The sequence below is a fragment of the Streptomyces sp. NPDC048516 genome (assembly GCF_043199875.1).
Taxonomy (GTDB): domain Bacteria; phylum Actinomycetota; class Actinomycetes; order Streptomycetales; family Streptomycetaceae; genus Streptomyces.
Genome location: NZ_JBICWS010000018.1, coordinates 84,196 through 107,847, shown reverse-complemented (window position 1 = coordinate 107,847; position 23,652 = coordinate 84,196). Strand labels below are relative to the sequence as shown.

The window sequence follows — 23,652 nt, the reverse complement described above, 5'->3', positions numbered from 1 at the left end:
GGAAGGGGTTATAGGGGCTGTAGGGGCTGTAGGGGGTTGTAGCTGTAGGGGCTTGTAGGGGCTGTCCGCGGCGCCCCGGTTCCAGGGCGCTGAAACCCCACTGAAACCGCGCTGAATGCGCCCTGCCGCAATCTCTGCGGCATGACGACACCGACATCGCGCTCACTCGCCATCGCGGCCAAGGGGCTGCGCAAGGCCTACGGGGACAAGAGGGTCCTCGACGGCATCGACCTGGCGGTGCCGGCCGGCACCATCTTCTCCCTGCTCGGCCCGAACGGCGCCGGCAAGACCACCGCCGTCAAGATCCTCTCCACCCTCGTCACCGCCGAAGCCGGCGATCTGCACGTCGGCGGCCACGACCTGGCCGCCGACCCACAGGCCGTGCGGGCCGCGATCGGCGTCACCGGGCAGTTCTCCGCCGTCGACGGCCTGATCACCGGCGAGGAGAACATGCTCCTCATGGCGGACCTGCACCACCTCTCCCGCCGCGAGGGCCGCCGCACCGCCGCCGAACTGCTGGAGCGCTTCGACCTGGTGGAGGCCGCGAAGAAACCCGCCGCCACCTACTCCGGCGGCATGAAGCGCCGCCTCGACATCGCCATGACGCTGGTCGGCAGCCCGCGGATCATCTTCCTCGACGAGCCCACCACCGGCCTCGACCCCCGCAGCCGTCACACCATGTGGGGCATCATCCGCGAGCTGGTCTCCGGCGGCGTCACCGTCTTCCTCACCACCCAGTATCTGGCGGAGGCCGACGAGCTCGCCGATCGCATCGCGGTGCTGAGCGACGGCAGGATCGCCGCCGAGGGGAGCGCCGACGAGCTGAAGCGGCTCGTCCCGGGCGGGCACGTGCGGCTGCGGTTCACCGACCCGGTCGCGTACCGGTCCGCAGCGGTCGCGCTGCGCCAGGTGCCCCGCGACGACGAATCCCTCGCGCTGCAGATCCCCTGCGACGGCAGCCAGCGCGAGCTGCGCGCCCTCCTCGACCGGCTGGACTCCGCCGGTGTGGAGGCGGACGAGCTGACCGTGCGCACCCCTGGCCTCGACGACGTGTTCTTCGCCCTGACCAGCGGCACCGGCATCCCCAACCAGCCCAAGGAGGCCGTCCGATGAGCTCCCTGTTCCTCGCCATACGCGACTCGTCCACGATGCTGCGCCGCAACCTCCTGCACGCACGGCGCTACCCGTCCCTCACCCTGAACATCCTGCTGACGCCGGTCGTCCTGCTGCTGCTCTTCGTCTATGTCTTCGGCGACGTGATGAGTGCGGGCCTCGGTGGCGGCGGCGCCGACCGCTCCGCGTACCTCGCCTATCTCGTCCCGGGCATTCTGATGATGACCATCGGCGCCACCCCGGCCGGGACCGCGGTGTCCGTGTCCATGGACATGACCCAGGGCATCATCGCCCGCTTCCGTACGATGGCGATCCACCGCGGGTCGGTGCTCATCGGGCATGTGATCGGCAGCGTGCTGCAGGCGGTCATCAGTGTGGTTCTGGTCGGCGCCGTCGCCGTGGCCATCGGCTTCCGGTCCGCGCACGCCACGGCCTTGGAGTGGCTGGCGGCGTTCGGGCTGCTCGTGCTGGTCGCCATGGCTCTCACCTGGCTCGCTGTCGGGATGGGCCTGGCCAGCCCCAACGCCGAGGCGGCCAGCAACAACGCACTGCCGCTCATCGTCCTTCCGTTCCTCTCGAGCGCCTTCGTCCCGGTCGGCGCGATGCCGGGCTGGTTCCAGCCGATCGCCGCGTACCAGCCGTTCACGCCGGCCATCGAGACGCTGCGCGGCCTGCTGCTCGGCAGCGAGATCGGCAACAACTGGTGGATCGCGATCATTTGGTGCCTGGGTCTGGCCGCGTTCGGGTACGGCTGGTCGACGTCGCTGTTCCACCGCGACCCGAAATGAGCGCACGGGCTGCCTCCCGCAGGTCGTCCCGCCCCAGGGCGGCGTACTCCGCCACCGCGTCGGCGTACGCCGCCCGGCCGGCTTCCCCGGCCGCCTGCCGGGCACGGGCCGCCGACATCGTCGGCTGGAACTCGCGCAGCACCCACAGCCGTTCGGCCAGCGCGACCATCCGTACGGCACAGGCGTCGCCGGACACGAGCCCCGCCACGCCCAGCCCGTGCAGTACGGTCCCGAAGACAGGGAGCTCCATGGGCGAGCGGGACGGGCCGGAGAGCAGCGTCCGCAGCCGCTTCCGCAGCCGGCCGACCGTCTCCGCGACGAGGTCGAGACGGCCGGCGTAGGCATGGGCAGTCACCGCCGCCGACTGGATCTGCAGCGCCCACGGGTCGAGCCAGGGGTCGCCGCCGTACATCGAGCCCTCCCTGGGCATCCGCTCCAGGGCGCTGCGCCACAGGCCGAGTCCGGCTTCCGGCAGCCCGTGGGCGAGCGCGATCTCGGCGCGCACGCCGAGATCGGGACTGTAGAAGGTGTCCTGCTGCGGAGTGCCGTCACCCTCCGCCTGCCGCAGCCAGTACCCGGCCTCGTCGAGGTCGCCACGCTGCAGGCAGGCAAGGGCGAGGCCCCAGCGGATGCCGATGTGGTCGTGCGCGTCGCCGAACCGCGGTAGCGCCTCGAGTGCCGCCTTGAGGGATGCGTACGCGGCCTCGCCCTGCTCCGTTTTCAAGCACAGCTCGCTCAGCCGAGAGTGGCCCACGACCCGCAGGGACGGGCTGTCGACCGCTGCCAGTACGGCGGTCATCCGGCGGGCCGCGGCGAGCGCGCGGTCGATGTCGTGCTCGTACTCCCAGAGATAGGTGGCGACGCACTCCGCGATGCCGGCGACCAGCGGCTGCTCGCTGTCGCAGAGCCTGTGCAGCACTTCGTAGCCGGGAGGCAGCATCTCGGGGACCGCGCTCAGCACGACAGCGGCGGCGCGCAGCAGCGTGTCCGGCGGGGCCGGGGGCAGCCGCCGGAGGGTGACGAGCTGACGGGCGCCCTGCGGGCTGTAGTTCATGAACAGGCTCGCCGTGCACAACACCGCGGCGGCACGGGCGACTTCGACGTAGGCCGGCTCGGGACGGTAGTGCGACAGCGGCGGGCCGGTGTCGGCCGCGAGGGCGACGAGGCGGGGATAGTTGGAGTCGCTCAGCCACAAGACCGCGAGGACGGCGGTGACGGCGGCGGTGGTGGGGCCATCCGTACGGGCCAGGGCGTACCGCAGGGCCGTCACGAGATTGTCCTGCTCGGCCCTGATCCGATCCCGGGCGGCAAGGGGATCTTCCCTGGGTAATGAGGTCTCCCCTGCCCGGGTGGAGCCGGCAGCCGGGGGAAGGAGCCGCGAGTTCGGGGCAGGCTCAGGTTCCGAGCCGAGGAGTACGTCGTGGTACGTAACCCCGAAGTCCCTCGCCCAGGCGAGGAGTCGACCGACGGCCTCCTCTTCCCCGCCCGCCTCCGCGCGCCGGGCCGCGCTGAACTCCCTTACGGTCTCCAGCATCCGGTACCGCACGCCCGCCGGGGTGTCGGCGACGGTGAGCAGCGACTGACCGGCCAACTGCTCCAGCAGCAACAGCGCCTCCCCGCCCAGCACCTCTTCCGCCGCTTCGCCCGAGAAGCCGCCGGGGAAGACCGACAGCGTGCGCAGCGCCGCCCTGGCGTCCGTGGCGAGCAGGTTCCAGCTCCACTCCACGACCGCGTACAGCGTGCGGTGGCGCTCCGGCACGTCCCGCGCCCCGCCGCGCAGCAGCGCGAACCGGTCGCCGAGGCGGCGGGCGATCTCCGGCACCGACAGCACCCGCACCCGCGCCGCGGCCAACTCCACGGCGAGTGGCAGCCCGTCAAGCTGGCGGCACAGCCCGGCCACCGCATCCGACGGCAGCTCCACGCCGGTCCGGGCGGCCCGGGCCCGCTGCGCGAACAGTTCGACCGAGGTGTCGAGGCCGAGCTCCGGCAGCGCGTACACCGCCTCCGAGGTGAGGCCCAGCGGGGCCCTGCTGGTGGCGAGCACCCGCAGGTCCTCCGAGGACGAGACCAGGTCCTGTACGAGGGCAGCGGCGCCCCTGATGACCTGCTCGCAGTTGTCCAGCACCAGCAGAGCGGGCGCGGAGCCGAGCACACCCAGGATGCCGGTCAGCGGGTCGGCCGAGGCGTGACCGCTCACGGCGCCGTGCCGCCCCTCCCCCGCACCGAGCGCGGAGGCCACCTCCGCGGCCACGTCTTCGTCCGCGGTGACGCCGGCGAGCGGCACGACATACACCACGCGCTGCTCGGCCCGGCGGCTCACGGCGTACGCGAGCCGGGTCTTGCCGAGACCGCCGGGGCCGACGACGGTGACCGCGCGGGAGGCGCGCAGCAGCCGCGCCACCGCCGCAATGTCCTCGTCCCGCCCCAGCAGCGGGTTCGGCTCGTGCGGCACGCCGTGCCTGACCACAGGTGCCTCACCGCGCAACAGCTCCTGCTGTACGGCCTTGAGCCGGGCGCCCGGGCCCGTGCCGAGCTCGTCGCGCAGCTCACGGCGGTACGCCTCGTACCGTGTCAGCGCGGCGGCCGGGCCCGCCGTCGCCGCCTCACCGCGCAGCAGCTCGGCAAGCAACTCCTCGTCGCGCGGATGCTCCGAGGCGGCGATGGCCAGCGGTCCGGCCGCCTCCGCGTGCCGCCCCAGACGGGCGAGCGCGAGCGCCCGCGCGCGGACGAGTGTGCCGCGGACGCGGACACACTCGGCGCGCAACGCGGCTATGGGGTCTTCGGTGCCGGCGTCCCCGTCAGAGGTGCCCTCCCACAGCGCGAGTCCGGCCTCGGCCGCTGTCAGCGATCCTGCGTGGTCTCCTGCCCTGGCCCGGTCCGTACTGGCGGCGGCGTGCAGCAGCAGGGCGGAGCTGTCGACCTGATCGTCGGCGAGGGCGAGCCGGTATCCGCGCGGCGTGCTGACGAGGACGCCGGCGCCCAGCTGGGCCCGCGCCCTGGACACCAGGACCTGCACCGCCTTTCCCGGCCGCTCCGGCAACGCGTCCGGCCACAGCCCTTCCACCAGCCGTTCGGTGCTGCAGCCCGTACGCAAGTCGCCCGCGAGCAGCGCGAGGAGGTCACGGAGCCGGGGCGCGGTGACCTCCGCTCCGCGATAGGCGACACGCGGCAGCAGGGTCAGGTCGGGGGTCACTCGTGCAGATTAGCCAACGCTCCGGCGCCCGCACTCCCACCGCGGGCCGGGCTCCTGACGCGCGCTGGACTTCCGACGCGGACTGGACTTCTGTGCTGTGGGCTGGACTTCTGTGCTGTGGGATGGACTTCTGCAGTGGACCGGACACGTGGCTCCGGGTGCGCGTCAGCCGACGAACTCGCGAAGGAATATCTCAGGATCGGGCGACAGGTCGACCGGTTCCGGCGTCGCGTCGTACTCGGTCCACCAGACGGCGGGGACGTCGGGTGCAAGCTCGCGTAGCAGCCGGTGCACGATTCGAGCGGGTTCGGCGAGGGGCTCCTGGTCGGGGAAGCTCAGGACCTGGTGCGCGACGTCCCATGCGAAGGTCAGTGTCCGGCCATTGACGTGAATATCCATCTCAAGGGCACCGGCGCGTCCGCCTCCCGTGGTGCTGCCGGGCCACAAGCGGGTTACGGCGTCGGCCAGTTGACCGGTGGAGAATGGCCAGAAGGCACCGTTCGGCTGGTCGGCGCTGAAGAAAAAGCTGGATCCCATGACGTGTCCTCAAGGATGGTTCAGAGCTGTTCGGCTACTTGTGGAGCTAAGGAGCAGGCAACCGGATGTCGCCTCCTCTCCCGAGGGCGGCCCACTACTCAAAATCGTCGGTAGCAGCGATAGTGCGGTCAACACAGTGGAATGCACCACCAACACCGTAGTCGGACAGAGGGGTTGCACTGGATGAAGCCGCCCAGATCAGCGGTCTTATCCACAGCGTTCACCATGCTCATCGCCACGCTCGGTATCACTCTGGGCCTGGTCGCCACCCAGGCCGGTACCGCGCAGGCCGCAGACAACTGCTCAGGCCTGTCCTGCCTGACGTTCACGTCGGTCAACGGCGGACGGAACCTGGATGTGCAGAACGGCAACACCGGAGACGGCGTCTTCATCGTCACCAACTCCGCACCGGGATACCACCAGAAGTGGGACGCCCGCCTTCAGGGATCCGACTCGTCGTTCGCCCTCGTCAACGACGACACCGGCAAGTGCATCGAGGCCGGTCTCCCGCTCAAACAGCAGTCCTGCTCCGGCTCTTCCGCGCAGCGCTGGTACTTCCAGCCCGTCAACGGCACCACGGACACATTCATGATCCGCAGCGCCGGGGACAACAAGTGCCTCGACGTGGTCCGCGCCGCACAGTACGACGATGCCTGGACGCAGACCTACGGCTGCAACGGCACCAAGGCCCAGCAGTGGAAGATCCCGAGCAGCGCAGGTGACGCGGCGCTCAAGGCCGCCGCCGACTACGCTTCGAAGCGCTGCCAGAAGGACAGCTCCACATGTTCGTGGACCAAGGGCTCCCAGGCGCCGGCCGAGCCGCTGCCGAAGAAGTGCGTCTCCCCCGTCTGGTACAACGGCACCGAGGCGCCGGTGCCGTGGACGTTCTCCCTGAACACCTCCACCGGCTGGTCGAGCCAGCTCGGCGTGACCTTCACCTCGGGCCTCGGAACGGGTGCCGCGAGCCCTGTGCAGACCAGCGTCAGCCTCACTATTTCCGGTCAGGTCACCTATGACGTACGTGAAGATCTCGGCAACAGCCTGACGATCACCGTTCCGTCGCACCAGTACGGATGGGTGGCGCTGTCGGAACTGGCGACCAAGGTGACCGGCGAGTGGACCTTCGACGCGAGCGGGTTCCCGTGGCAGGCGAGGGACACCGTCACGGTTCCGCTGAAGAGTGACGACCAGGGCCGGTCCAGCATCTACCTGGCCCAGACCAGCCCGAACTTCACGACCTGCAACGACTGAACCGGAATTCCGGAAAAGGAGTGGGCCCGAACGACCGAGCGGGCCCACCCTGCTCTTCGCGATGCAGGCTGACGACGCCACCGCGGCAGCGATCCGCACCGAGGCTGCGTCGGTCTTGCCGTGAAATGCCGACTCATGGCGGGAGGAACAGCTCGACGACCTGTCCCTGCCCCTGCCCCTGCCCCTGCCCCTGTCTCTGTCCCTGCCCCTGTCCCTGTCTCTGGCCCGGACCCTGCCCCTTCGCTGCCCCTGTCGTTGTCCCGTCGACGTCACGGTGGGCAGGCGGCGGGCGGCTGGCGGCCCGGCTGGACGTCACGGACGTATGGTCTGCCCTTGCGCGGCGCCTTCCACGGCCTCCACATACGCCTGGGCCACCTCGCAGACGGGAGTGCCGTCAGCCCCGTCCATGCCCATGCTTTCCAGGGTCTCCTTGATCCAGCCAGGGCTGATGAGGTTGATGCGCAGGCGTCGCGGCAACTCGTCGGCCGCATTGCGCACGAACCCTTCCAGCCCGGTGTTGATGAGGGCCCCCAGCGATCCGCCCGCCAGGGGAGCGGAGAACGTGCCCCCGGTCAAGGTGATCGAGCCACCCTCTCGAAGATGACGCATGGCTCGCCGGGCCAGCGCGACCTGTCCCAACAGCTTTCCGCGTACCCCGGCGACGATCTCCTCGTCCGACACTGACTCCAGGTCCACCAACGGGCCGCCGGCGGCACAGCACACCACCGCGTCGAAGTCCGACGCCTCCGCGAACAGTGCGTCCAAAGAGGGCGGGTCCTCCACATCCGCCTTCACCGGCCCGCCGCGCGAGGCCTTCACCACCTGATGAGAAGCCTCCAACGCGCTGACGACGGCGCTGCCGATCGTCCCTGTCGCCCCGACCACGAGTACCTTCATGCCGTCGATCATGTCAGCGGTGGCATTACGGGCGCCCGCATTATGCGGCGAGGAAAGGGCCGGGGCCTGCGAGCACCGTACTCGCCGCACCATTCGCGGTCCCCCGCCCCGCGGCCCAGGGTCTTGTCGCAGCCTCCGTTGCCTGGTCTCCTGTACTCCCGGTGGCCCCGTGGCCCCGTGCTCCCGGTGGTCCCGGTGGTCCCGGTGGTCCGCAACGCCGTAAGGCCTGCGGCCGCCCGGCGCAGGCATCCGGAACGGTCACGGGACCGAAGACGGGCAGGGCACAGACCCGGGCACGGACACAGGCGCAGGCGCAGGCGCAGGCACAGGCACGAGATCGAGGAGTGGCACGGCGTGGAATCGGTGGCTGGGCGGGGCGTACAGGGCGCACTGCCCGACGGGCACGACGTACGGGACGAACTGCCCGGCGGGCGGGCCATACGGGACACACTGCCCGATGGGCTCGCTGCGGCCATTCGCGAGACCGCAGGGGACATCGCCGCGCTGCTGCGCCGAGGCGCCGATATGGGGCTTCCGGTACCCGGGTCGGAGTGGAACGCCGGGGAGGCGGCAGCGCATCTGGCGCAGGCCAATGAGCTGATGGCCGACATTGCGGCCGGGCACGCACGCAGTTACGGGGACGGCACCCCGCAGAGCCTCGCCCCGGCCAATGAGCAAGCACTCGCCGAGTTCGACGAGCGGAGGGCCGAGCCGCTGGCCGCGATGATCGTGGCGCAGGCCGATGCATACCTGAAAGCATGGGACGAGGGGCCGAAGGAAGAAACGGTCGTCACCCCGCTGGGCCCGATGAACCCGGCCGTGCTGGGGTCGTACCTGCTGACACACATGCTTGGCCACGGATACGACCTCGCCCGTGCACTGGGTCGTCCGCACATGATCGACCGCACCCGGGTCGGACTGACCCTGCCGTTCCTGATCACGGCCATGCCGCGGGTGACCGATCCCTCCCGCACGGCCGGGCTCACCGCCCGCTACGCGATCCGCCTGTGGAGTGGTGCCCGCTTCGGCCTGACGGTGACCAATGGTGCGGTATCCGTTGGCTCACCGCTGCCGGACCGCCCGGACTGCACGATCCTCATCGAGCCGGTCACCTTCCTCCTGATGGCACTCGGCCGCCGCGGCCAGTGGGGCGCCCTCACCCGGGGCCACCTCCTCGTCCGAGGCCGCAAGCCCTGGCTCGCTCCGCGCTTCCCGGCTCTCTTCAAGGCACCCTGAACCCGGCGAACAGCGCGCGCAGCGCGCGGCCCGGGTCGCGCGCACGTTCTTCCATCCCCGCCTCGCTCTGCTCCTCTCCCCCTCTGCTCCTCTCCCTCCTTATCTCGTCTCGTTCTGCTCCTTGTGCTGCAACGCGTTCACCAGTCCGGCTACGAGATTGGCCCGCTCGGCCATGGCGTCGATGACCAGGTACTCGTGGTCGGCGTGGGCACCGCCCCCGACCGCTCCGAGGCCGTCAAGTGTGGGCACCCCCAGTGCGGCCGTGAAGTTGCCGTCGCTTCCGCCGCCGACTGCCTTGCCTTCGAGGTCAGGAAGCAACTGTTGTGCCATCGCGAAGAGTTCGGCCGAGGCCGACTCGGGCATCGGTGGTCGGCTGACAGCTCCCTGGACCATGATCTGCGCCTCATCGAGATGCGGGGCCAGTGCCGCGAACGCGGATTCGATGCGTTCCTTCTCTCCGGCCGACTCGACCCGGACGTCAACGATGAGGGTCGCCTCGGCGGGAACGACGTTGTCCAAGGTGCCTGCGGACGCGACGGTCGGGGTCACGGTCGTACCGATATCGGGGCGGCCGAGCGCTGCGATATCCAGTACCTGGTGGGCGGCTTCGATGAGGGCGTTGACCCCGGCCGCGGGCTCCAGGCCCGCGTGCGACGCCCGGCCTCCGACGGAGATCTGGAAGGTGCCGCAGCCCTTGCGGCCGGTCTTCAGGGCTCCGCCATCAGCGGCCCCCTCCAACACAAGCACAGCGCCGCAAGCAAGGGCTCGTTCCTCGAGGAGAGCGCGAGAAGAGCCGGAGCCGACCTCTTCGTCGGCGGTCACCAGGATCTCGACGCCCGACCGGTCGTCGAGCGACGCCAGGCCGTGAACGGCCTGCACCAGCCCGCCAAGCATGTCAAAGACCCCGGGGCCGGTGGCATGTCCGTCCTCGACCATGAACGGGCGGCGTTCAAGGGTGGCGAGCGGAAACACCGTGTCGTGGTGGCCGAGGATCAGTACGGCGGGATCGCCACCCCCTGCCCAGTGGACGTGCGGCCCGGCTTCGCTCTCGACGAGGGCGGCCCGCCCGCCGAGGCGGTTCTCCAGGATGGCGGCGACAGCTTTGGCCGACGCCGTCAAGGAGTCGAGATCGCGCGACGGGGACTCGGTTTCGACGAGTGTCCTCAGGTCCTCGAGCATCGCATCGACACGTACCTGGACGGTCTTGTGCATCGTCATACGGCAAGGGTAGTCGGCACGCCGTGGCAGCCCGGCGCCGTCGGTAATGAGGCTCCGGGCCGAGGAGCACCAGGACGAGAGGTGGCGGCACCGAGGGGCGGCGGGATGGGAGCGCTACGGGGGCGCCGGGACGGGGACGGAGGTGTGGGCCATGGTCCGCCGTTCCCCGTACGCCTCCTGGACGCAGCCCCCTATCGAGCCCAACCGGGCCGTACCAGGGCTGTTGCGTGGTGTGCGGGTGACGGCAGGCATGTCCCTCAGTATCGCGTGTGGTGTTGACACCGTTTCACGGTGCGTGGCCTGACGCCGTCCCGGCTGCCGTTGGGTTCGGTGCCGTTGGATTCGGTGCCGTTGGGTGCGGGGCGGGGCGGGGCGGTGTCCCGGACCCTCGGTAGGGGAATGCGGAGCATCACTGCGAGCAAGGCTGCTCACGGTTGGCCTCCCGCCATCAGGAGCGGCCGGTCTCGACCGCGGCGGCAGGCCGGCAGCTACCGGGCTGTAGCTGCCGGCCTTCGCCGTACGCCCGTGCCGCCGACGGGAGTTCCGCCTCGCGCCCGCTGAGGATCACGGTCAGGGTGCCCTCACCAGGTGCCCAGGGGACGGACTGCTTGCCGAGCCGGCGCAGTGCCTGGGCGGCGACCGCGTCGGCCGTACCGTACAGAGCGAGCGGTGGCCGGCCGGGGCGCTGCACGGCCGCACGGATGCGTTCGGCGATGAGCTCGTAGTGGGTGCAGCCCAGGACGACTGCCCTTGCCTCGTCCGGGGTGCGCTCCGCGGCGGCGGCGACCGCACGCCCGATGGCCGCTTCGTCCGCGCACTCGACGGCATCGGCGAGCCCGGGGCACGGCACCTCGGTGACGCTCGCATCGGCCGCGAATTCCTTAATGAGACCCCGCTGGTAGGGGCTACCCGTGGTCGCGGGGGTGGCCCAGACGGCGAACGGCCCGCCGCCCGCGGCGGCCGGCTTGACCGCCGGGACGGTGCCGATGACGGGCAGGTCCGGCCCCAGACGGGCCCGCAGGGCGGGCAGGGCGTGCACGGAAGCGGTGTTGCAGGCGACGATCAGCACATCGGGACGGTGTGCGGCAGCCGCTTCGGCGACGGCGAGGGCACGGGCCGTGAGCTCCTGCGGGGAGCGCGGCCCCCAGGGCATCCCGTCGGGATCGGAGGACAGGACGAGATCGGCATCGGGCCGCAGGCGGCGTACCGCGGCGGCTGCGGCCAGCAGCCCTATTCCCGCGTCCATGAGCGCGATCCTCACCCTGCCCTCGCGCAGCGGCGTCGGTACGGCTGACGGGTCTGCCGGGTATTCCTCGTAACAGCGCTGAAGTTCGCGCTCACGCCGATCCCTGATGTCCTGCTCCACGCCAGTCGCCTCTCAAGTGCCTGTCATGTGCCTGCTGCTCCATGCCACTGGCGAAGAGTTTGTACCGTCATTGGCCTCCACGGCATGACCAATCTCGGGAGAGTGGTACGGGTTCGGGCGTGGTGGGCGGAAGGGTAGCGCCCACGCCGGAGCCGTCGGCTGCCGACTCCCGGCTGCCGGCTGCCGACGACTTGGCTCAACTGGCGGCTAACAAGAGGCAGTTGTGGTCACGGAGGTCCCCGGTCGGGCCATCCGCCGGGCCAGGCGGACGATGTCAGTCGACCGGCTCATGCGGAACGGGCTGGTCGGAGCGGACGCCTGGCGCCTTCGGAACGCCGGTCCGCCCGGTGCCGGCCTGATCGGTGTCGGGAACCGTCTCGTCAGGCCCTTCACCTTCACTCTGCGAAAGTTCGGGGTCCCACGGATCAGGCACTTCACTCGCGGCATCAGCCTGGTGGCTCGGCAGGTCATGGGGCACTGGGGTGCCGTCTTCGCTGGACGTGTCACGACGGGACATCGGTTAAGGCGCCTCCTTGTAGCTGTGTCGTGTGGAGGGTGGTGCGTACCGCGCGGTGCCCTGAGCCGGTACCCGGGCTCCACTCCGCCATGCTCGACGCGCGGTGAGACACAGACCACGCCACCCCATGCACGCCGACCCGACATGTCAGCCCCGCGCCAGGGAATCGATCACGGGGTGGGGAATCGGTCACCGGGTGGGGTGGCACCGATGTCGCTCAGCGGATGGAGCGGCGGGGGTCAACGAGCAGGTCGCTTCCGAGTCCACCAGACGACCCGGAGCTCGCGTACCCGCCTGAACGCGCCCGGCTTCGGCAAGTCCGACCAGTCCAGCCAAGCCGACCAGTTCGACCAGTTCGACCAGTTCGACCAGTTCGACCAGTTCGACCAGCTGGTGCGTTCGTATGTTCTGGCCCGCCCAGGCCTACCCGCTGCCGTGGCGGGTGCGCAACGATGAGGCATGCCCGATCCGCACTGCTCGAACTGCTGTCCCGTCACCCCACCCAAGCCCGAGGCGCCTGTCCCGTGGCCGGTCGGGGCGCTGCTGTGGCTCGCCGTCATCGGCGGGGCCGGGGCGGGCCTGTACGTACTCGTCATGTGGATGGCGTCCCACCTGTTCTGAGCGGTCGAAGCACGAGCTGAATGCGACAGGTCGCTGACAGGTCCCCTGGTCGGGCAGCCCGCTCTCCGCCGCAACATCACAACCTCGGCGTTCCGACCGTCCTCAACCAGCGGTTCGGCGTACCCATCTCCCTCAGCCGGCGGATCGCGATCCACGACAACGTGCCGCCCATGACCAGCGGCCTCACGTCGGCCAGGCATCACCTTGGACGCGCGCATGCAGATGCTCGTCATGCCAGCCATCGGAGTGCAGCAAAGCACTTCGCATCGTGCCTTCCAGAGGGAATCCCGCCTTCTCCGCCACCCGGCACGAGGCGGCATTGGCGACGGAGTGGCTGATCCGCAGGCGATGCAGGCCCAGGTCGTCCAGTGCCCAGCGGCTGACGCGGACAACCGCATCGACCATGGCCCCGCGGCCGCGCCCTGCGGGAAGCAGCCAGTACAGGAACTCGGCGCTGCCCCCAATGAGATCGAAGTCGGCCAGACCGATCAGTCCGACGGGGCTGCCGCCGAGAGGCTCACCGATCGCCCAGATCGCTGCATGCTCGGTCTGCCAGCGCTGCCGCCACCGCGAGATCCGGTCGCGGGCATCGTCCAGGGTCAGCCGTCCAAGCCGGTTCCAGTGCTGGATGTCCGGGTCCTGGCATGAGTCCGCGAGGACCTCGGCGTCATCGAGGGACCACGGCCGCAGCTCAAGGTTGCCGGCCAAGCCGAACACGGGCCGGTCGGCGTGGCTCATCCGGCCCGAGGGCACAACGGCAGGTATCGGAACAATCATCCGAGCATGATGTCAAAACCTTGAAAGGATCAACGGCACTCGCCCGCCCAACCGCGAGCCGGCGAGTGCCTGTCGAACCAGCGGGCCCACTCCATCTCCCCGGCAGAAGCGTGGTGCCGGGAAGATGGTTTCGATCAGTTGCCGAAGTCCTGCCCCACCGTGACGGCGCTGTCGGCGTAGGGGAGGGACGGCAACTGGGCGCCGGGGGCGATTTTCCCGAGGGTGGCGTACTGATAACAGGGGAAACGGACGCAGATCGCCCGCCGGGCGGGGCCGTAACGAAGCGTGAAGTGTGTCCCGTTGACGAATGACCGGGTCGAAGTCGGCAGCTTCACACCATCGGTGCCCGCCTTCTCGATGTTCGAGGAGGGAATGATGGTGACGTCTCCCGAGAGCGCAGGCCCGCTGTAGGAGCAGAGGCTTCCCGCCGGGCAGCTCGGTGCTGCCTGTGCCGGGGGCGTGAAGCCGACGGCTCCGAGTGCGAGAGCGACGGTGAAGCTTGCAAAGGCCTTTTCACGCGTGCGGAACAATGACCTACTCCGAATTCTTTGGGTGGTGGAATGGGTACTGTGTGAACGGCGGTGAACGGCCGTGAACGGCGTGTCCGGGCCGACCGGTAGCGACTCATCTGGCAGCGAAGGACCCCTGCCCCCTATTCGTGGAAGTGCGGCATCCGGGGTAGATATACCGAGCCGCCCAGATGCGCAGATGCCCAGATGCGCAGATGCTCAATTTACCGAATCCCGGACGCTTTTCCATGAGCCCTGGGCACGCAATGAGCTCATGGGTGTGATTGCACCTCGGATCACCCTCGTGCAAAGGCCTTGTCAGGTGGTGAATTTTTGTTCGGTTGCGCGCGTCATGCGCGCCTTCCTTTGTGGCGACCTCACGCCTGGCGGGGGTGTACCGCCTTCCCACTCCCTCTCACCCCCTCTCACCCCCTCGCGCGCCCTCGCGCCGTCGTCCAACGATGGCTGAATCGCCTCGCCGGGCAGACGCGCCAAGACCGGGCCACCGGGGCGGCGCGGACGCCGACACGGGCACGAGCACGAGCACGGAGGCGGGCACGGGGCACGGACGCGGGCACGGACGCCGACGCCGACGCCGACGCAGCAGCAGCCTGACCCCGACGATCGCTGTGTCCCGACTGCTGTAAATGTTCACGCCATTGGTACGACTCTCCCTTCTTCGCCGAGTCCGCCGGGAGGCCGCACCCCTGGTGAATGGCTCCATGAACCCATAGCAGGAAGACCGGAAATGGGAACACGGCATACGCCCGGCCGAGTGCACGGTTCATTCAGCAGCGGCCGCGGTGGTCACTACGGCAGGTTCCTGGCGATCCGATCCGCCCTGTCCGCCCCTGCCGGCCCTGTCGGCCCTGTCGGCCCTCCCGTCGTGACCGTCGTGGCCGCCCCGGCCCTCCCGGCAGTGGTCATAGTCGTCGACCGCTGCGGCGCCCCGGCCCCCTTCGTGCGTTGCGGCAGTGCGCCCGCGGCCAGCGCTCCGAGCGCGGCGAGGGACGCGAGGACCAGCAGCGTGGTGCTCATGGCTGCGGTGAAGGCCTCGGGGGTCCGGTGCGGTCCGCCGATGGACGGCCCTTCGGCGGCCGCGGTCGGTGCGATGAGGGTCATCAGCATGGTCGCCACCGCGACGCCCAGCGTCGGACCGGTGTTCATCGCGGTCTGCTGCAGTCCGCCGGCCACCCCGGCGTGTTCCACCGGCGCCTGGTGCACGAGGACGGCCGTCGCGGTGACCATTACCGTGCCGAACCCGGCGCCCAGCAGAAGGAATCCACCGCTGATGGCCGGGGCCGTCGATGACCGGTCGAGTTGGGACAGCATCAGGACGCCGAGGGTGAGGAGCACCATCGCCGTCACGGTCGTACGGCGGGCACCGTACCGACGCTGGAGTACCGCCGCGGCCGGCGCACCCAGCACCATCAGCACGGCCAGGGGCAGCACCCGCAGCGCGCTCTGCAGCGGGTCCAGCCCGAGGACGTCCTGCAGGAAGTAGGTACCGACGAACAGCGCACCGAACATGGCAGCCGACGCGGAGAGCAGAACGGCCAGGGCCGCGGCGACGGGCGGCGAGCCCAGAAAACCGAGTGGTAGCAGAGGACTTGCACTACGTCGTTCCTGACGGAGGAAAGCGGCGCAGGCAGCCGCGGCCGCCACCGCTCCGGTCACCGTGACCGCCGTCCACCCCCTTTCCGGCAGAGCGACAAGGGTGTGCACCAGACACAGCAGCGCCACCGCGAGCAGGCAGGCCCCGGGGAGGTCGAGACGGGCGGCGAGGGAGCGGTCCGTGGCGCCGTCCGAGGGGACCAGCGGAGACGCCGGCGTCGCAGTCGGGATGCGTACGGACAGAACCAGTACACCGGTCACGAGCGCGGGCAGCACCGTGAGGAAGAAGACGGCTCGCCAGCCCAGGTGGGCGACCAGCACGCCGCCGATGACAGGGCCGGCGGCGGCCGACAACCCGATGGCGCTGGTGCGCAGGGCGATCGGCATGCCCAGTTGGTCGCGGGGATACGTGGCACGCAGCATCCCCAAGGTGGCCGGTTGCAGCAGAGCGCCGAAGATCCCCTGGGCCACCCGCAGACCGATCACCCAGCCGACGCCCGGCGCCAGACCGATTCCCGCCGACGTGAGGGCGAATCCCAGGACTCCGATGGCGAAGAGCCGTTGGTGGCCGTACCGGTCGCCGAGACGGCCGGCGAAGACGAGCAGGCTCGCCACGGCGCTGAGGTAGCCGGTGCTGGTCCACTGGACCTGCACGAACGAGGCGTGCAGGTCCCGTTGGAGGGTGGGTTGGGCAATGGTCAGCACGGTGCCGTCCAGAGCGACGAGCACGGCCCCGGTGATGCTGCCGGCGAGAGTGAGGCGCCGGTGGAGTCGAGTGGTCACCGGTCCGCCGACCCGAGGTGCGCGTCCAGTACGGCCCGGAGCAGCGGCTCGATATCGTCGCCTCCGGTGGCGAGCGGGAGACTGCCCCAGGCCCACAGCTGGGCCATGCCGTGCAGGTTCGCCCACAGGGCTCCCGCGCGTACCGCCGGCTCGGTCCCGGCTCCGGGCAGTGCGCGGGCGACCAGATCAACAAGGAACCGGAAGAGCGACAGGCTGGTCTCCCGCAGGCCGAGTTGGTTGCTCTCCAACAGGTCGTGACGGAACATCAGCTCGAACATGCCGCGGTGGTTCAGTGCGAAGTCGAGGTAGCACCGGCCGAGCGCCATGAGCTGGGCGCGCGGGTCGGCCCGGTGGTCGCCCGCCGTCTCGGTGATCTGGTGGGCCAGGTCGGCGAACCCCTCCCGCGCGATGGCCGACAGCAACGCCAGATGAGTCGGAAAGTAGCGCCGTGGAGCCCCGTGCGACACCCCTGCGCGGCGGGCGACCTCCCGCAGCGTCAGCGCCTGCATCCCTTCCTTGGTCACCAAGTCGACGCCGACCGCCACCAACCGGGCCCGCAGGCCCGCGTCTTGCTCATCCATAGACACTGTCTACCAGAGGCGAGTAGACAGTGTCTACGCGCGCTGGGCGGACGGGGTCGCGCATCCCCTGATCCCCGCCGACGGGAGCCCGCGGGGAGGTGGGGAGCGCCGCAGAGGCCGTCGGAGCCGGCGCCCTTGCCCGCCGACGATCCTTCGGGGGACAGCCCTCTCCAGCGTGTCGCCAAGGCACTCGCGCCCCGGCAACTGCCGGTCTACGAGCTCATAGGTGATGCATCGAGCGGCGCCCTGCGTGAACAAGGCAAGGCACCCGGCCACAATCAGCGTGGGCAGGAGGAGGGCCGGCGCCCACGCCCACGCCCGCGCTTTTGCGGATGCGCCGGGCAGCGGGCGGACTGCACCCAGATCAAGCCGGCGCTGGAGAAGATCCGCATCCCGCGGGCCGGGCCGGGTCGGGCCGGGCAAGGCTCGGAGCAAGCCCGACAGCGGCGCAGCCGGCAAGGCCCACAGCAACGGGCCCTGCCCCGACTGCCCGACTGTCTGCGACGGCGCGGCATCCGGCACATCGTCCCGGAGAAGGCCGACGTCTAGGCCGTTTCTGATCGCTCTTGCTGGGTGGATCAGTACTCAGGCTGGGCAACTGCGTCTTATGGTGCGGCGACATGAGCTCACGGACGCGCAGTGGCAGAAGATCGAGGATGATGCCGCGGATCCGGATGGGGCACTGGCCGAGGCCGTCGAGAAGGAAGGGGGCGTCCGCCCGCCCGTGCCGTCGTCGGCCATCTCGTGCAGGACGGTGCCGTCGTGTTCGACGAGCCGCATCGTCTGACGGCCTTCGATGACGATGGCGTGGAACTCGTCCATCAGGCCGGCCGCCTTGAGGGCGAGCTGCCCGTTGTAGTCGTGGATGTCGAGCATCCCGCCCTGCGTGCGTGCCGTCGGGGAGGATTCGGCCTCGTAGACCACGACCGGAATTCCGTGGACATTCAGGACGCGGGCCAGCGTGAGTCCGCCGAGTCCGGCGCCGATGATCGTGACGGGGGTGCGCATGGTGGCTCCTCGGGGTCAGGACCGCCCAGTGGTCTCCGGCGGCCGCTACTGGAAAGGTGGCAGGACCCCGCCTACAAGCCGCCGGCATCGGACCGACCGTCCCCGCTGGATGGCCGACACCCCTCCGGATGGGCGTTGAGCTCGGTGCCCCGATCCATCGTGCGCCCATGATGCCCTCCCCTTCCCGCGTCGCTCCCCGTGATCGCAAGGACAGGTCCGTCCTAACCGACCAAGCCACCAAGCGCCAAGCACCCAGCACCCAGCACCCAGCACCCAGCACCCAGCACCCAGCACCCAGCACCCAGCACCCAGCACCCAACTGGCTAACCAGCTAACCGGCTAACCGGCTAGGGGAGATACTTCCTAGCCCCAGGTGAGGGGGTCGAGGTGGAGGTAGAAGCGCAGGCGGTCGTGGTCGAGGGCAATGCCGTACCTCTCGGCGAACGCCACGTCCGCGGCCCGCGCCTGCTCCCCGCTCGGCCATGTCTCCCGCGCGTTGGCGAGCAGCAGTGCAAGGTCGGCGTAACGGTCGGCCAGCCCGAGGCGGCCCAGGTCGATGAAGCCCGACACGTTCAGGGTCTGCGGGTCGAGGATGATGTTGGGCAGGCAGAGATCACCGTGGCAGATGACCACGTCGGCGGTCTCCTGTTCCCGTCGCCGCGCGACCTGAGCGACAAGGCGGGCCAGCAACTCCGCGGCCGGCGTGTGCTGCTGCTCGACGGGGAGGAACTCCGGGTTCACCGCCTCGCGGGTCACGACGTCACGCGCCACGGCGACCATGTCGTCCAGGCTCCGGCGGAACGGGCACTCCCCCACCGGCACCTCGTGTAGCCGGCGGACGGCGTCCGCGATGCGTTCCCAGGCGACTCGCAGGTCCGCGGCGGACACCTGGTCAGCGGGTACGCCGGGGACGGCGCTGGTCACCAGGCAGGCACCCGCGTTCCCGGAGCGCCAGTCGAGCACCCGGGGTCCCGGTACGCCCTGGTCGCCCAGCCATACGACCCGGTCGCGCTCGGCCTTCAGGCCGGCGGCGTCCGCAGTGGGCACGCATTTGGCGTACCGGGCAGCGTCCGCACTGCGAAAGACAACGGCTCCGGACTCCCCCGCGGTGACGGGCAACCAGTCACTGTCGCCGCCACCCGCGCCGAGCAGCACCGGCGACACGGTCTGAGGTCCGGTACCGGGATGCTCGCTCATAGCGGCCACTCTAGCCAGCCGGCGGCCAGGCACCCCGGTTCGGGCCCGTATGACTGCCGCCGCTCAAGAGGGGCACCGAGGGGGGCCAACTGGACGGTTCACCAGACTCCACGGTCTACGTGCGGCTCCCTGCCGTGCGCGCCGTGCTGCGCCGTGCCGTGCTGTATCTACCGCCCCTCGGATGGCCCCACCCTGCGAAGCACTCCTGTCGCTCCCTCAGTCATGAGCCTATGAGTCGATCCTGAAGTGACCTGCCGTGCTCGATACTTTCAAGGTCTCGCGTCACCGAGGCCGGAGCGGCCAAGAGTGCAGTGGTACAGGAATGTCAGAGGCGCAGGAGTCCAGAGGCGCAGGAGTCCAGAGGTGCAGGAGTCCAGCGGTGCAGGAGTTCAGCGGTGCAGGGGTGTCGATGGAAAGACTCGGCGCTCCCTGCGAGCCAACGGGTTTGGGCTCTGTGTTCGTCAGCGAGGCGTCTCATGCATGCCTGAAGGCAGCGACGGCTGGTGGGCGGGTGACGCTACCGGTGTTCAGGCCACCGTGGATCGTGGTCGGACACTCGTTGGAGCGGGTGCTGGTCACCCGATGGCCTGGGCGGCTTTTCCGGGCCCGGGTGGTGCCACCGGTGACGGAAGAGGAACGTACCGCGATGGCACGGGCCGCGCGGGGCCTGTCGTCCGGTGCCGACTACACACGCGCCATCGCTGTCGACCTCCTGGAGGAGCTCTCCCCGTCGGTCCTCTTCGGCGCTCACGGCGACAAGGTGATCCGCGTCCTGGAAGCCGGGCTCGCCCTGGATGAGGAACGTGCGCGGGACCTTGCATCCGCTCGTCATCCCGGCGCCGATGAGGAGTACCACAAGGCATGGAGTCGCCGGCTCGTGGACCAGCCGGAAGGCGAGCACTACCGGAACCAGGATCACGCATCGACCTTGTCGATCGCCGGGGCCGGACCTTCGCGGTCACCCGTCGGACACGGATTCTCGCTGATCTGGTGGGTGGTCACGAAGAGTGCCCAACACCTCGGAAGCGCGAGCTCCTTCACCCTCGATGAGGACGGGGAGCCAGTTCTCGCAGATCCGTGGGATTCAGCCCTGAGCGCTCTGCTCGATGCCGCGATGGCCTGCGGTGCGCCGCACTTGTCGGACAGCGAGGCGGCCACCGTGCTGACTGCTGCCTGGCACACCGTGTTTAGCCCGGAAGACGTCTAAAGGGAGCTCATCGGGCTGATGTCGGATGGCCTGTGGGGTGGGGCCGGGTCGAACCGCTGCTGTCGGTTCGCGCTCGACCGCCCCTCCCTCCCCTTCCGGCTCCCCCGCGGAATCGTGAGGAGAACGCGGCGGCCAATGCGCCTGTCGCGGCGGGTGACCCAGCTGAGTGGGTACCCCCGGCGACCGATCAGCGCCCAACTGGATATTGCCGGCAGACGACCAGCGGATGGGGCGGCTCAGCGCGGCCCCGCAGGCACGGTCTCCTATACGCCCCGCCGCCACATTCCATTGGATGTTTTTTACCCATCTCTTGTTTGAGGCTCTTCAGGGGAGGGGTGTAAGCTCCACATAAGAGGTACATAAGCGGCAAAACCGACTTACCTGGGCAGCCGCCGAGAGGCGGTTTACCCAGCGGAAGCCCCCGAACCTCTGGTTCTCGCCTGCGGTGAGGACTCACCATCGGTGGCGGGCCGCTAAATCCCTAGCAATAAGAAGGTGTGGACCTATGTCCACCAATCGATTGACACGAGCCATCGCGCTGACCGCAGGAGGGCTCCTGCTGGCTGGTGGCGCAGCGGTCGCCACTGCCGGGACAGCTACCGCCGCTACCCCGACACATGCACCATTCAGCTACTCCAGCCACGACGGCGGCGGCCACGACTGGGGCAACCGCTACGGCCACGACTATGGCTACGGCTATGGCGACTACGACTACGGGGGCTACTACGGCTACGGCTTCGGCCCCAGCGTCATCGTCGTCTACTACGGCTAACGGCAGCCGCTGATGACCGTCGCCTGCTGACGGCCAAGCGTCCCCTCCCTGGTGCCCGGGACATCCCTCCCGGGCATCCGCCATCCCGGGCATCCGCCATCCCGGGCATCCGCGATCCCCGGCATCCGCGATCCCGGGCACTCGCCGTTCCGTCGTTCCGTCGTTCCGTCGTTCCGTCGTTCCGTCACTCCGGGGGGGACGGCGCTCCGCCGGGGCCGTGGGCTACGGGACTGTCATGCGGCTTGGACGGCCGCGACATCGCCACTGCGGCGCAGTGACGTACGAAATGCATGGCGGGGAGCGGGTGAGCACGTTCGGTGCACGCGTCAGCACAGTGAGTGTCGCTGCGGTGTACGCCCGCCCGCCAGCTCAACCATGAGAGAGGGGCGCGTGGCGAGCCCGGGGTGCCGTGGTCACCGCCATCACCGCCCTCACAGCCCTCACCATCACAACTCCGCTTGCCCAGAGCACCGGCACGGCCCCGCGCCGTGGCGCGCGAGGCCGTGCCGGCAGGTGGGTCACGCGATCGGGCGCGAGGCCGCAGATCGCGGGCGTGTCCGGAGACTTGGCACCCCTACTCCTGGCTCGGGCACCGGCTCAAGCGCGGAGCCAGGCGCCGACCCGGCCGCCGCGTCGGGCGCCGGGTCGGGCGCCGCGTCGGGCGCCGGGTCAGGCGCCGGGTCAGGCGGCATCAGGACGCGGAGAGAGGGCGCTCTGTCATGCACCTGTCATGCATAGGTATAGAACTTGGTGTGATCCAGCAGATCGGCCGGGGTGACGTCGTTCCACGGCTTCATCGTGTCGTGGAGGTCGACGACGTCAGGTGTGTTGCCGCTCGGCAGATACCCCGACTTGGGATGCAGCCGCTGCCAGTCGGCCCACAGCTTGTCGATGAAGCAATGGTGCAGCCAGAAGACGGGGTCGTTGGGCGAGGCACCAGTGGTCATCTGGCCACCGACCCAGACATGCACACGGTTGTGCAGATTCGGGCCGCGCCAGCCCTCGACGTTGTTGCGGAAGCCCTCGGAGGAGCTGTTCCAGGGGGCGGCGTCGTAGGTGGTAATGGCGAGTACGCGGTCCACCTCGGCCCTGGTCGGCAGTTCGCGGACCCCGGTGCCGAGCGAGCGGCGCAGGAACGTCCGGCCGTCAACGCGTATGTTCATCGGCCACTTGCCGTTGCTGAAGGCGAACGGCCCCGAAGGCACGCGGCCGTCACCGCTCCGCCCGTCGCCGCCGAGGAAGTCGTCAGCCCACAGGGAGCTGCGGGGTGAGCGGTCGACGGTCCAGTCCCAGTAGGGCAGGGTGACCGACGGGGTGATGCTCTGCAGGGCTTCTTCGAACTGCAGCAGGAACCTGCGGTGCCAGGGGAGGAATGACGGGGACCGGTGGCCGGTCCGTTCTCCGTTGTCGGTGTCGCCGATGATGAAGGCGTTGTGGGTGCTGATGAACTCGTCATAACGGCCGCTGCGCTTGAGCTCCAGCACCGCGTCGACGAAGTTCCGCATTTCTGTGGCGGTGAGGTCCGCCTGATTCTTCCGGACTGCCATGTCGAGGACTCCTCGGTGGGGGGACGGTCAGGGGAAGGCGTCAGCCGGTGACGACTGGGACCAGATCAGCGCCCTGCAGTTCACGAACGGCGGCGCGCGCCACGGCCCGTGGCGTGGTGAACGTCTCGTAGTGGTTCACCAGGCTGATCCAGGTACCGTCCGCGTTCCGCATCACATGGAGGTCGTCGTTGTCGATGCGGACGACGAAGTCCATGCCGTCGTGCGGGCCGGCCTGGCCGGCAGGGACATCCGCATGACTCCCGTTGGCCCCACGGCTCTCGTTGGCCCCACGGCTTCCGTTGCTCCCACAGCTCCCGTGGCTCCCACGGTTTCCGTGGCTCCCACGGTTTCCGTGGCTCCCGTGGCTCCCGTGGCTTCCCCGCTCCGGGGCTTGCTCGTCTGCCGGCCAGCCCTCGATGTGACGGCCCTGGTACATCTCGTCGAAGGGGTCCGGGATTTCGTGGCCCCCGGGGTGTCCGTTGCACCCGGGGTTTCCGTCGCCCGCCGGGTGACCGTGGCCACCGGCGGGGCGGGCGACGGCGGTGTCGGCAAGGCCAACCGGTGCGGCGAGCGCCGCTCCGGCAAGGGCTGCGGCGCTACCGTGCAGCACCTGGCGTCGGGTGGGACGCGACATGTTCCACTCCTCTGTCCTGTTCGTTCGGCTCCTCCTCTGTGGCGGGGCAGCAGAGGAGGGCTTCGGCCGGCGTGCCGAAGGTCGGCCCGCGCCGCCACATGCTGGCAGGGACGACCGGATCATCAAGTGACACCATCGGATCAGGCAACGAACGAGACAACGCCTGGGGGAAGGTGCAGAGTTCAACGGCGGTGATCGTACTCACGCTCCGGCGCACCAGCGCACGGAACCGGATATTCCGCGCTGTGGAGCACTATCAGCCGCAGATCCTTTCCTCGCGCGACCC

The 23,652-nt window shown here is 69.7% G+C and carries 21 protein-coding genes and 1 pseudogene; 7 read left to right on the top strand and 15 right to left on the bottom strand.

Annotated elements, in window-relative coordinates; all coding sequences use genetic code 11:
• Positions 1–141 precede the first annotated feature (141 nt).
• Together ACGFR7_RS29715 and ACGFR7_RS29710 are read left to right on the top strand one after the other, a co-directional pair.
• A complete protein-coding gene (locus ACGFR7_RS29715; protein ID WP_393325177.1) occupies positions 142–1,113 on the top strand; it encodes an ATP-binding cassette domain-containing protein in 972 nt (323 codons plus the stop codon).
• Positions 1,110–1,901, top strand: coding sequence for an ABC transporter permease (locus ACGFR7_RS29710; RefSeq protein WP_393325176.1), 792 nt, complete (start codon positions 1,110–1,112; stop codon positions 1,899–1,901). Before ACGFR7_RS29715 ends, ACGFR7_RS29710 begins: the two co-directional genes overlap by 4 nt.
• Here the strand turns inward: ACGFR7_RS29710 and ACGFR7_RS29705 are convergent.
• Both ACGFR7_RS29705 and ACGFR7_RS29700 read right to left on the bottom strand, forming a co-directional pair.
• Positions 1,828–5,094, bottom strand: coding sequence for an ATP-binding protein (locus ACGFR7_RS29705; RefSeq protein WP_393325174.1), 3,267 nt, complete (start codon positions 5,092–5,094; stop codon positions 1,828–1,830). The two genes, ACGFR7_RS29710 and ACGFR7_RS29705, sit on opposite strands and share 74 nt — an antisense overlap.
• A 165-nt stretch (positions 5,095–5,259) precedes the next feature.
• Positions 5,260–5,631, bottom strand: a complete 372-nt coding sequence (locus ACGFR7_RS29700; RefSeq protein ID WP_393325172.1) for a hypothetical protein — start codon at positions 5,629–5,631, stop codon at positions 5,260–5,262.
• A 225-nt stretch (positions 5,632–5,856) separates the two neighbouring features.
• On the opposite strand from ACGFR7_RS29700, the gene ACGFR7_RS29695 reads away from it, so the two are divergent.
• Positions 5,857–6,882, top strand: a complete 1,026-nt coding sequence (locus ACGFR7_RS29695; protein WP_393325170.1) for an RICIN domain-containing protein — start codon at positions 5,857–5,859, stop codon at positions 6,880–6,882.
• Positions 6,883–7,194: 312 nt separating this feature from the next.
• On the opposite strand, the gene ACGFR7_RS29690 is transcribed toward ACGFR7_RS29695, so the two are convergent.
• Positions 7,195–7,779, bottom strand: coding sequence for a short chain dehydrogenase (locus tag ACGFR7_RS29690; RefSeq protein WP_393325254.1), 585 nt, complete (start codon positions 7,777–7,779; stop codon positions 7,195–7,197).
• 420 nt (positions 7,780–8,199) lie between these two features.
• Between ACGFR7_RS29690 and ACGFR7_RS29685 the strand changes: the two genes are divergently transcribed.
• The gene (locus ACGFR7_RS29685; RefSeq protein WP_393325253.1) at positions 8,200–9,015 is read left to right on the top strand and encodes a maleylpyruvate isomerase family mycothiol-dependent enzyme; all 816 of its coding nucleotides are present in this window, start codon (positions 8,200–8,202) and stop codon (positions 9,013–9,015) included.
• A 99-nt stretch (positions 9,016–9,114) separates the two neighbouring features.
• Here ACGFR7_RS29685 and ACGFR7_RS29680 read toward each other — a convergent pair whose 3' ends face one another.
• The 4 genes from ACGFR7_RS29680 to ACGFR7_RS29665 form a co-directional block, all read right to left on the bottom strand.
• A complete protein-coding gene (locus ACGFR7_RS29680) occupies positions 9,115–10,233 on the bottom strand; it encodes a M20 family metallopeptidase (protein ID WP_393325168.1) in 1,119 nt (372 codons plus the stop codon).
• 114 nt (positions 10,234–10,347) lie between these two features.
• Positions 10,348–10,485, bottom strand: coding sequence for a hypothetical protein (locus ACGFR7_RS29675; protein ID WP_393325166.1), 138 nt, complete (start codon positions 10,483–10,485; stop codon positions 10,348–10,350).
• A gap of 196 nt (positions 10,486–10,681) precedes the next feature.
• Entirely contained in the window at positions 10,682–11,494 is an 813-nt protein-coding gene (locus ACGFR7_RS29670) for a glutamate racemase (protein ID WP_393325251.1), read from the bottom strand.
• 379 nt (positions 11,495–11,873) lie between these two features.
• Positions 11,874–12,116 (bottom strand): hypothetical protein, encoded by a 243-nt coding sequence (locus ACGFR7_RS29665; protein WP_350256609.1) that lies wholly within the window; start codon positions 12,114–12,116, stop codon positions 11,874–11,876.
• 459 nt (positions 12,117–12,575) lie between these two features.
• Here ACGFR7_RS29665 and ACGFR7_RS29660 point away from each other — a divergent pair, with 459 nt between their 5' ends.
• On the top strand, positions 12,576–12,737 hold the full coding sequence (locus tag ACGFR7_RS29660; protein WP_164993132.1) for a hypothetical protein: 162 nt from the start codon (positions 12,576–12,578) through the stop codon (positions 12,735–12,737).
• Positions 12,738–12,920: 183 nt separating this feature from the next.
• On the opposite strand, the gene ACGFR7_RS29655 is transcribed toward ACGFR7_RS29660, so the two are convergent.
• From ACGFR7_RS29655 to ACGFR7_RS29630, 6 genes and pseudogenes are all read right to left on the bottom strand, one after another.
• Positions 12,921–13,475 (bottom strand): GNAT family N-acetyltransferase, encoded by a 555-nt coding sequence (locus tag ACGFR7_RS29655; RefSeq protein WP_393325164.1) that lies wholly within the window; start codon positions 13,473–13,475, stop codon positions 12,921–12,923.
• Positions 13,476–13,648: 173 nt separating this feature from the next.
• Positions 13,649–14,044 carry a peptidase inhibitor family I36 protein gene (locus ACGFR7_RS29650; protein ID WP_393325162.1) on the bottom strand — a complete coding sequence of 132 codons (396 nt, stop codon included), beginning with the start codon at positions 14,042–14,044 and terminating at the stop codon, positions 13,649–13,651.
• Positions 14,045–14,833: 789 nt separating this feature from the next.
• Complete coding sequence (locus tag ACGFR7_RS29645) at positions 14,834–16,420, bottom strand: MFS transporter (RefSeq protein ID WP_393325160.1); 1,587 nt, start codon at positions 16,418–16,420, stop codon at positions 14,834–14,836.
• A complete protein-coding gene (locus tag ACGFR7_RS29640; protein WP_393325158.1) occupies positions 16,417–17,001 on the bottom strand; it encodes a TetR/AcrR family transcriptional regulator in 585 nt (194 codons plus the stop codon). Before ACGFR7_RS29640 ends, ACGFR7_RS29645 begins: the two co-directional genes overlap by 4 nt.
• 714 nt (positions 17,002–17,715) lie before the next feature.
• Positions 17,716–18,009 (bottom strand): annotated as a pseudogene (locus ACGFR7_RS29635) (FAD-dependent oxidoreductase); the annotation flags it as partial.
• A gap of 363 nt (positions 18,010–18,372) precedes the next feature.
• Positions 18,373–19,206: an APH(3'') family aminoglycoside O-phosphotransferase gene (locus ACGFR7_RS29630; protein ID WP_393325157.1), complete on the bottom strand. Its 834-nt coding sequence runs from the start codon at positions 19,204–19,206 to the stop codon at positions 18,373–18,375.
• 379 nt (positions 19,207–19,585) lie between these two features.
• Between ACGFR7_RS29630 and ACGFR7_RS29625 the strand changes: the two genes are divergently transcribed.
• A complete protein-coding gene (locus ACGFR7_RS29625; RefSeq protein WP_393325155.1) occupies positions 19,586–20,413 on the top strand; it encodes a hypothetical protein in 828 nt (275 codons plus the stop codon).
• Positions 20,414–20,933: 520 nt separating this feature from the next.
• Positions 20,934–21,185, top strand: coding sequence for a hypothetical protein (locus ACGFR7_RS29620; protein ID WP_393325153.1), 252 nt, complete (start codon positions 20,934–20,936; stop codon positions 21,183–21,185).
• 728 nt (positions 21,186–21,913) lie between these two features.
• Here the strand turns inward: ACGFR7_RS29620 and ACGFR7_RS29615 are convergent.
• Positions 21,914–22,732 carry a tyrosinase family protein gene (locus ACGFR7_RS29615; protein ID WP_393325151.1) on the bottom strand — a complete coding sequence of 273 codons (819 nt, stop codon included), beginning with the start codon at positions 22,730–22,732 and terminating at the stop codon, positions 21,914–21,916.
• Between the two features lie 40 nt (positions 22,733–22,772).
• Positions 22,773–23,366 carry a tyrosinase family oxidase copper chaperone gene (locus tag ACGFR7_RS29610; RefSeq protein ID WP_393325150.1) on the bottom strand — a complete coding sequence of 198 codons (594 nt, stop codon included), beginning with the start codon at positions 23,364–23,366 and terminating at the stop codon, positions 22,773–22,775.
• Between the last annotated feature and the right edge of the window lie 286 nt (positions 23,367–23,652).

Coding starts and splice junctions, on each gene's coding strand:
- ACGFR7_RS29695 (WP_393325170.1), top strand. CDS start 5,857: ATGCTCATCGCCACGCTCGGTATCACTCTGGGCCTGGTCGCCACCCAG.
- ACGFR7_RS29615 (WP_393325151.1), bottom strand. CDS start 22,732: ATGGCAGTCCGGAAGAATCAGGCGGACCTCACCGCCACAGAAATGCGG.
- ACGFR7_RS29610 (WP_393325150.1), bottom strand. CDS start 23,366: ATGTCGCGTCCCACCCGACGCCAGGTGCTGCACGGTAGCGCCGCAGCC.
- ACGFR7_RS29700 (WP_393325172.1), bottom strand. CDS start 5,631: ATGGGATCCAGCTTTTTCTTCAGCGCCGACCAGCCGAACGGTGCCTTC.
- ACGFR7_RS29690 (WP_393325254.1), bottom strand. CDS start 7,779: ATGAAGGTACTCGTGGTCGGGGCGACAGGGACGATCGGCAGCGCCGTC.
- ACGFR7_RS29630 (WP_393325157.1), bottom strand. CDS start 19,206: ATGAGCGAGCATCCCGGTACCGGACCTCAGACCGTGTCGCCGGTGCTG.
- ACGFR7_RS29665 (WP_350256609.1), bottom strand. CDS start 12,116: ATGTCCCGTCGTGACACGTCCAGCGAAGACGGCACCCCAGTGCCCCAT.
- ACGFR7_RS29675 (WP_393325166.1), bottom strand. CDS start 10,485: ATGCCTGCCGTCACCCGCACACCACGCAACAGCCCTGGTACGGCCCGG.
- ACGFR7_RS29680 (WP_393325168.1), bottom strand. CDS start 10,233: ATGACGATGCACAAGACCGTCCAGGTACGTGTCGATGCGATGCTCGAG.
- ACGFR7_RS29655 (WP_393325164.1), bottom strand. CDS start 13,475: ATGAGCCACGCCGACCGGCCCGTGTTCGGCTTGGCCGGCAACCTTGAG.
- ACGFR7_RS29640 (WP_393325158.1), bottom strand. CDS start 17,001: ATGGATGAGCAAGACGCGGGCCTGCGGGCCCGGTTGGTGGCGGTCGGC.
- ACGFR7_RS29660 (WP_164993132.1), top strand. CDS start 12,576: ATGCCCGATCCGCACTGCTCGAACTGCTGTCCCGTCACCCCACCCAAG.
- ACGFR7_RS29715 (WP_393325177.1), top strand. CDS start 142: ATGACGACACCGACATCGCGCTCACTCGCCATCGCGGCCAAGGGGCTG.
- ACGFR7_RS29710 (WP_393325176.1), top strand. CDS start 1,110: ATGAGCTCCCTGTTCCTCGCCATACGCGACTCGTCCACGATGCTGCGC.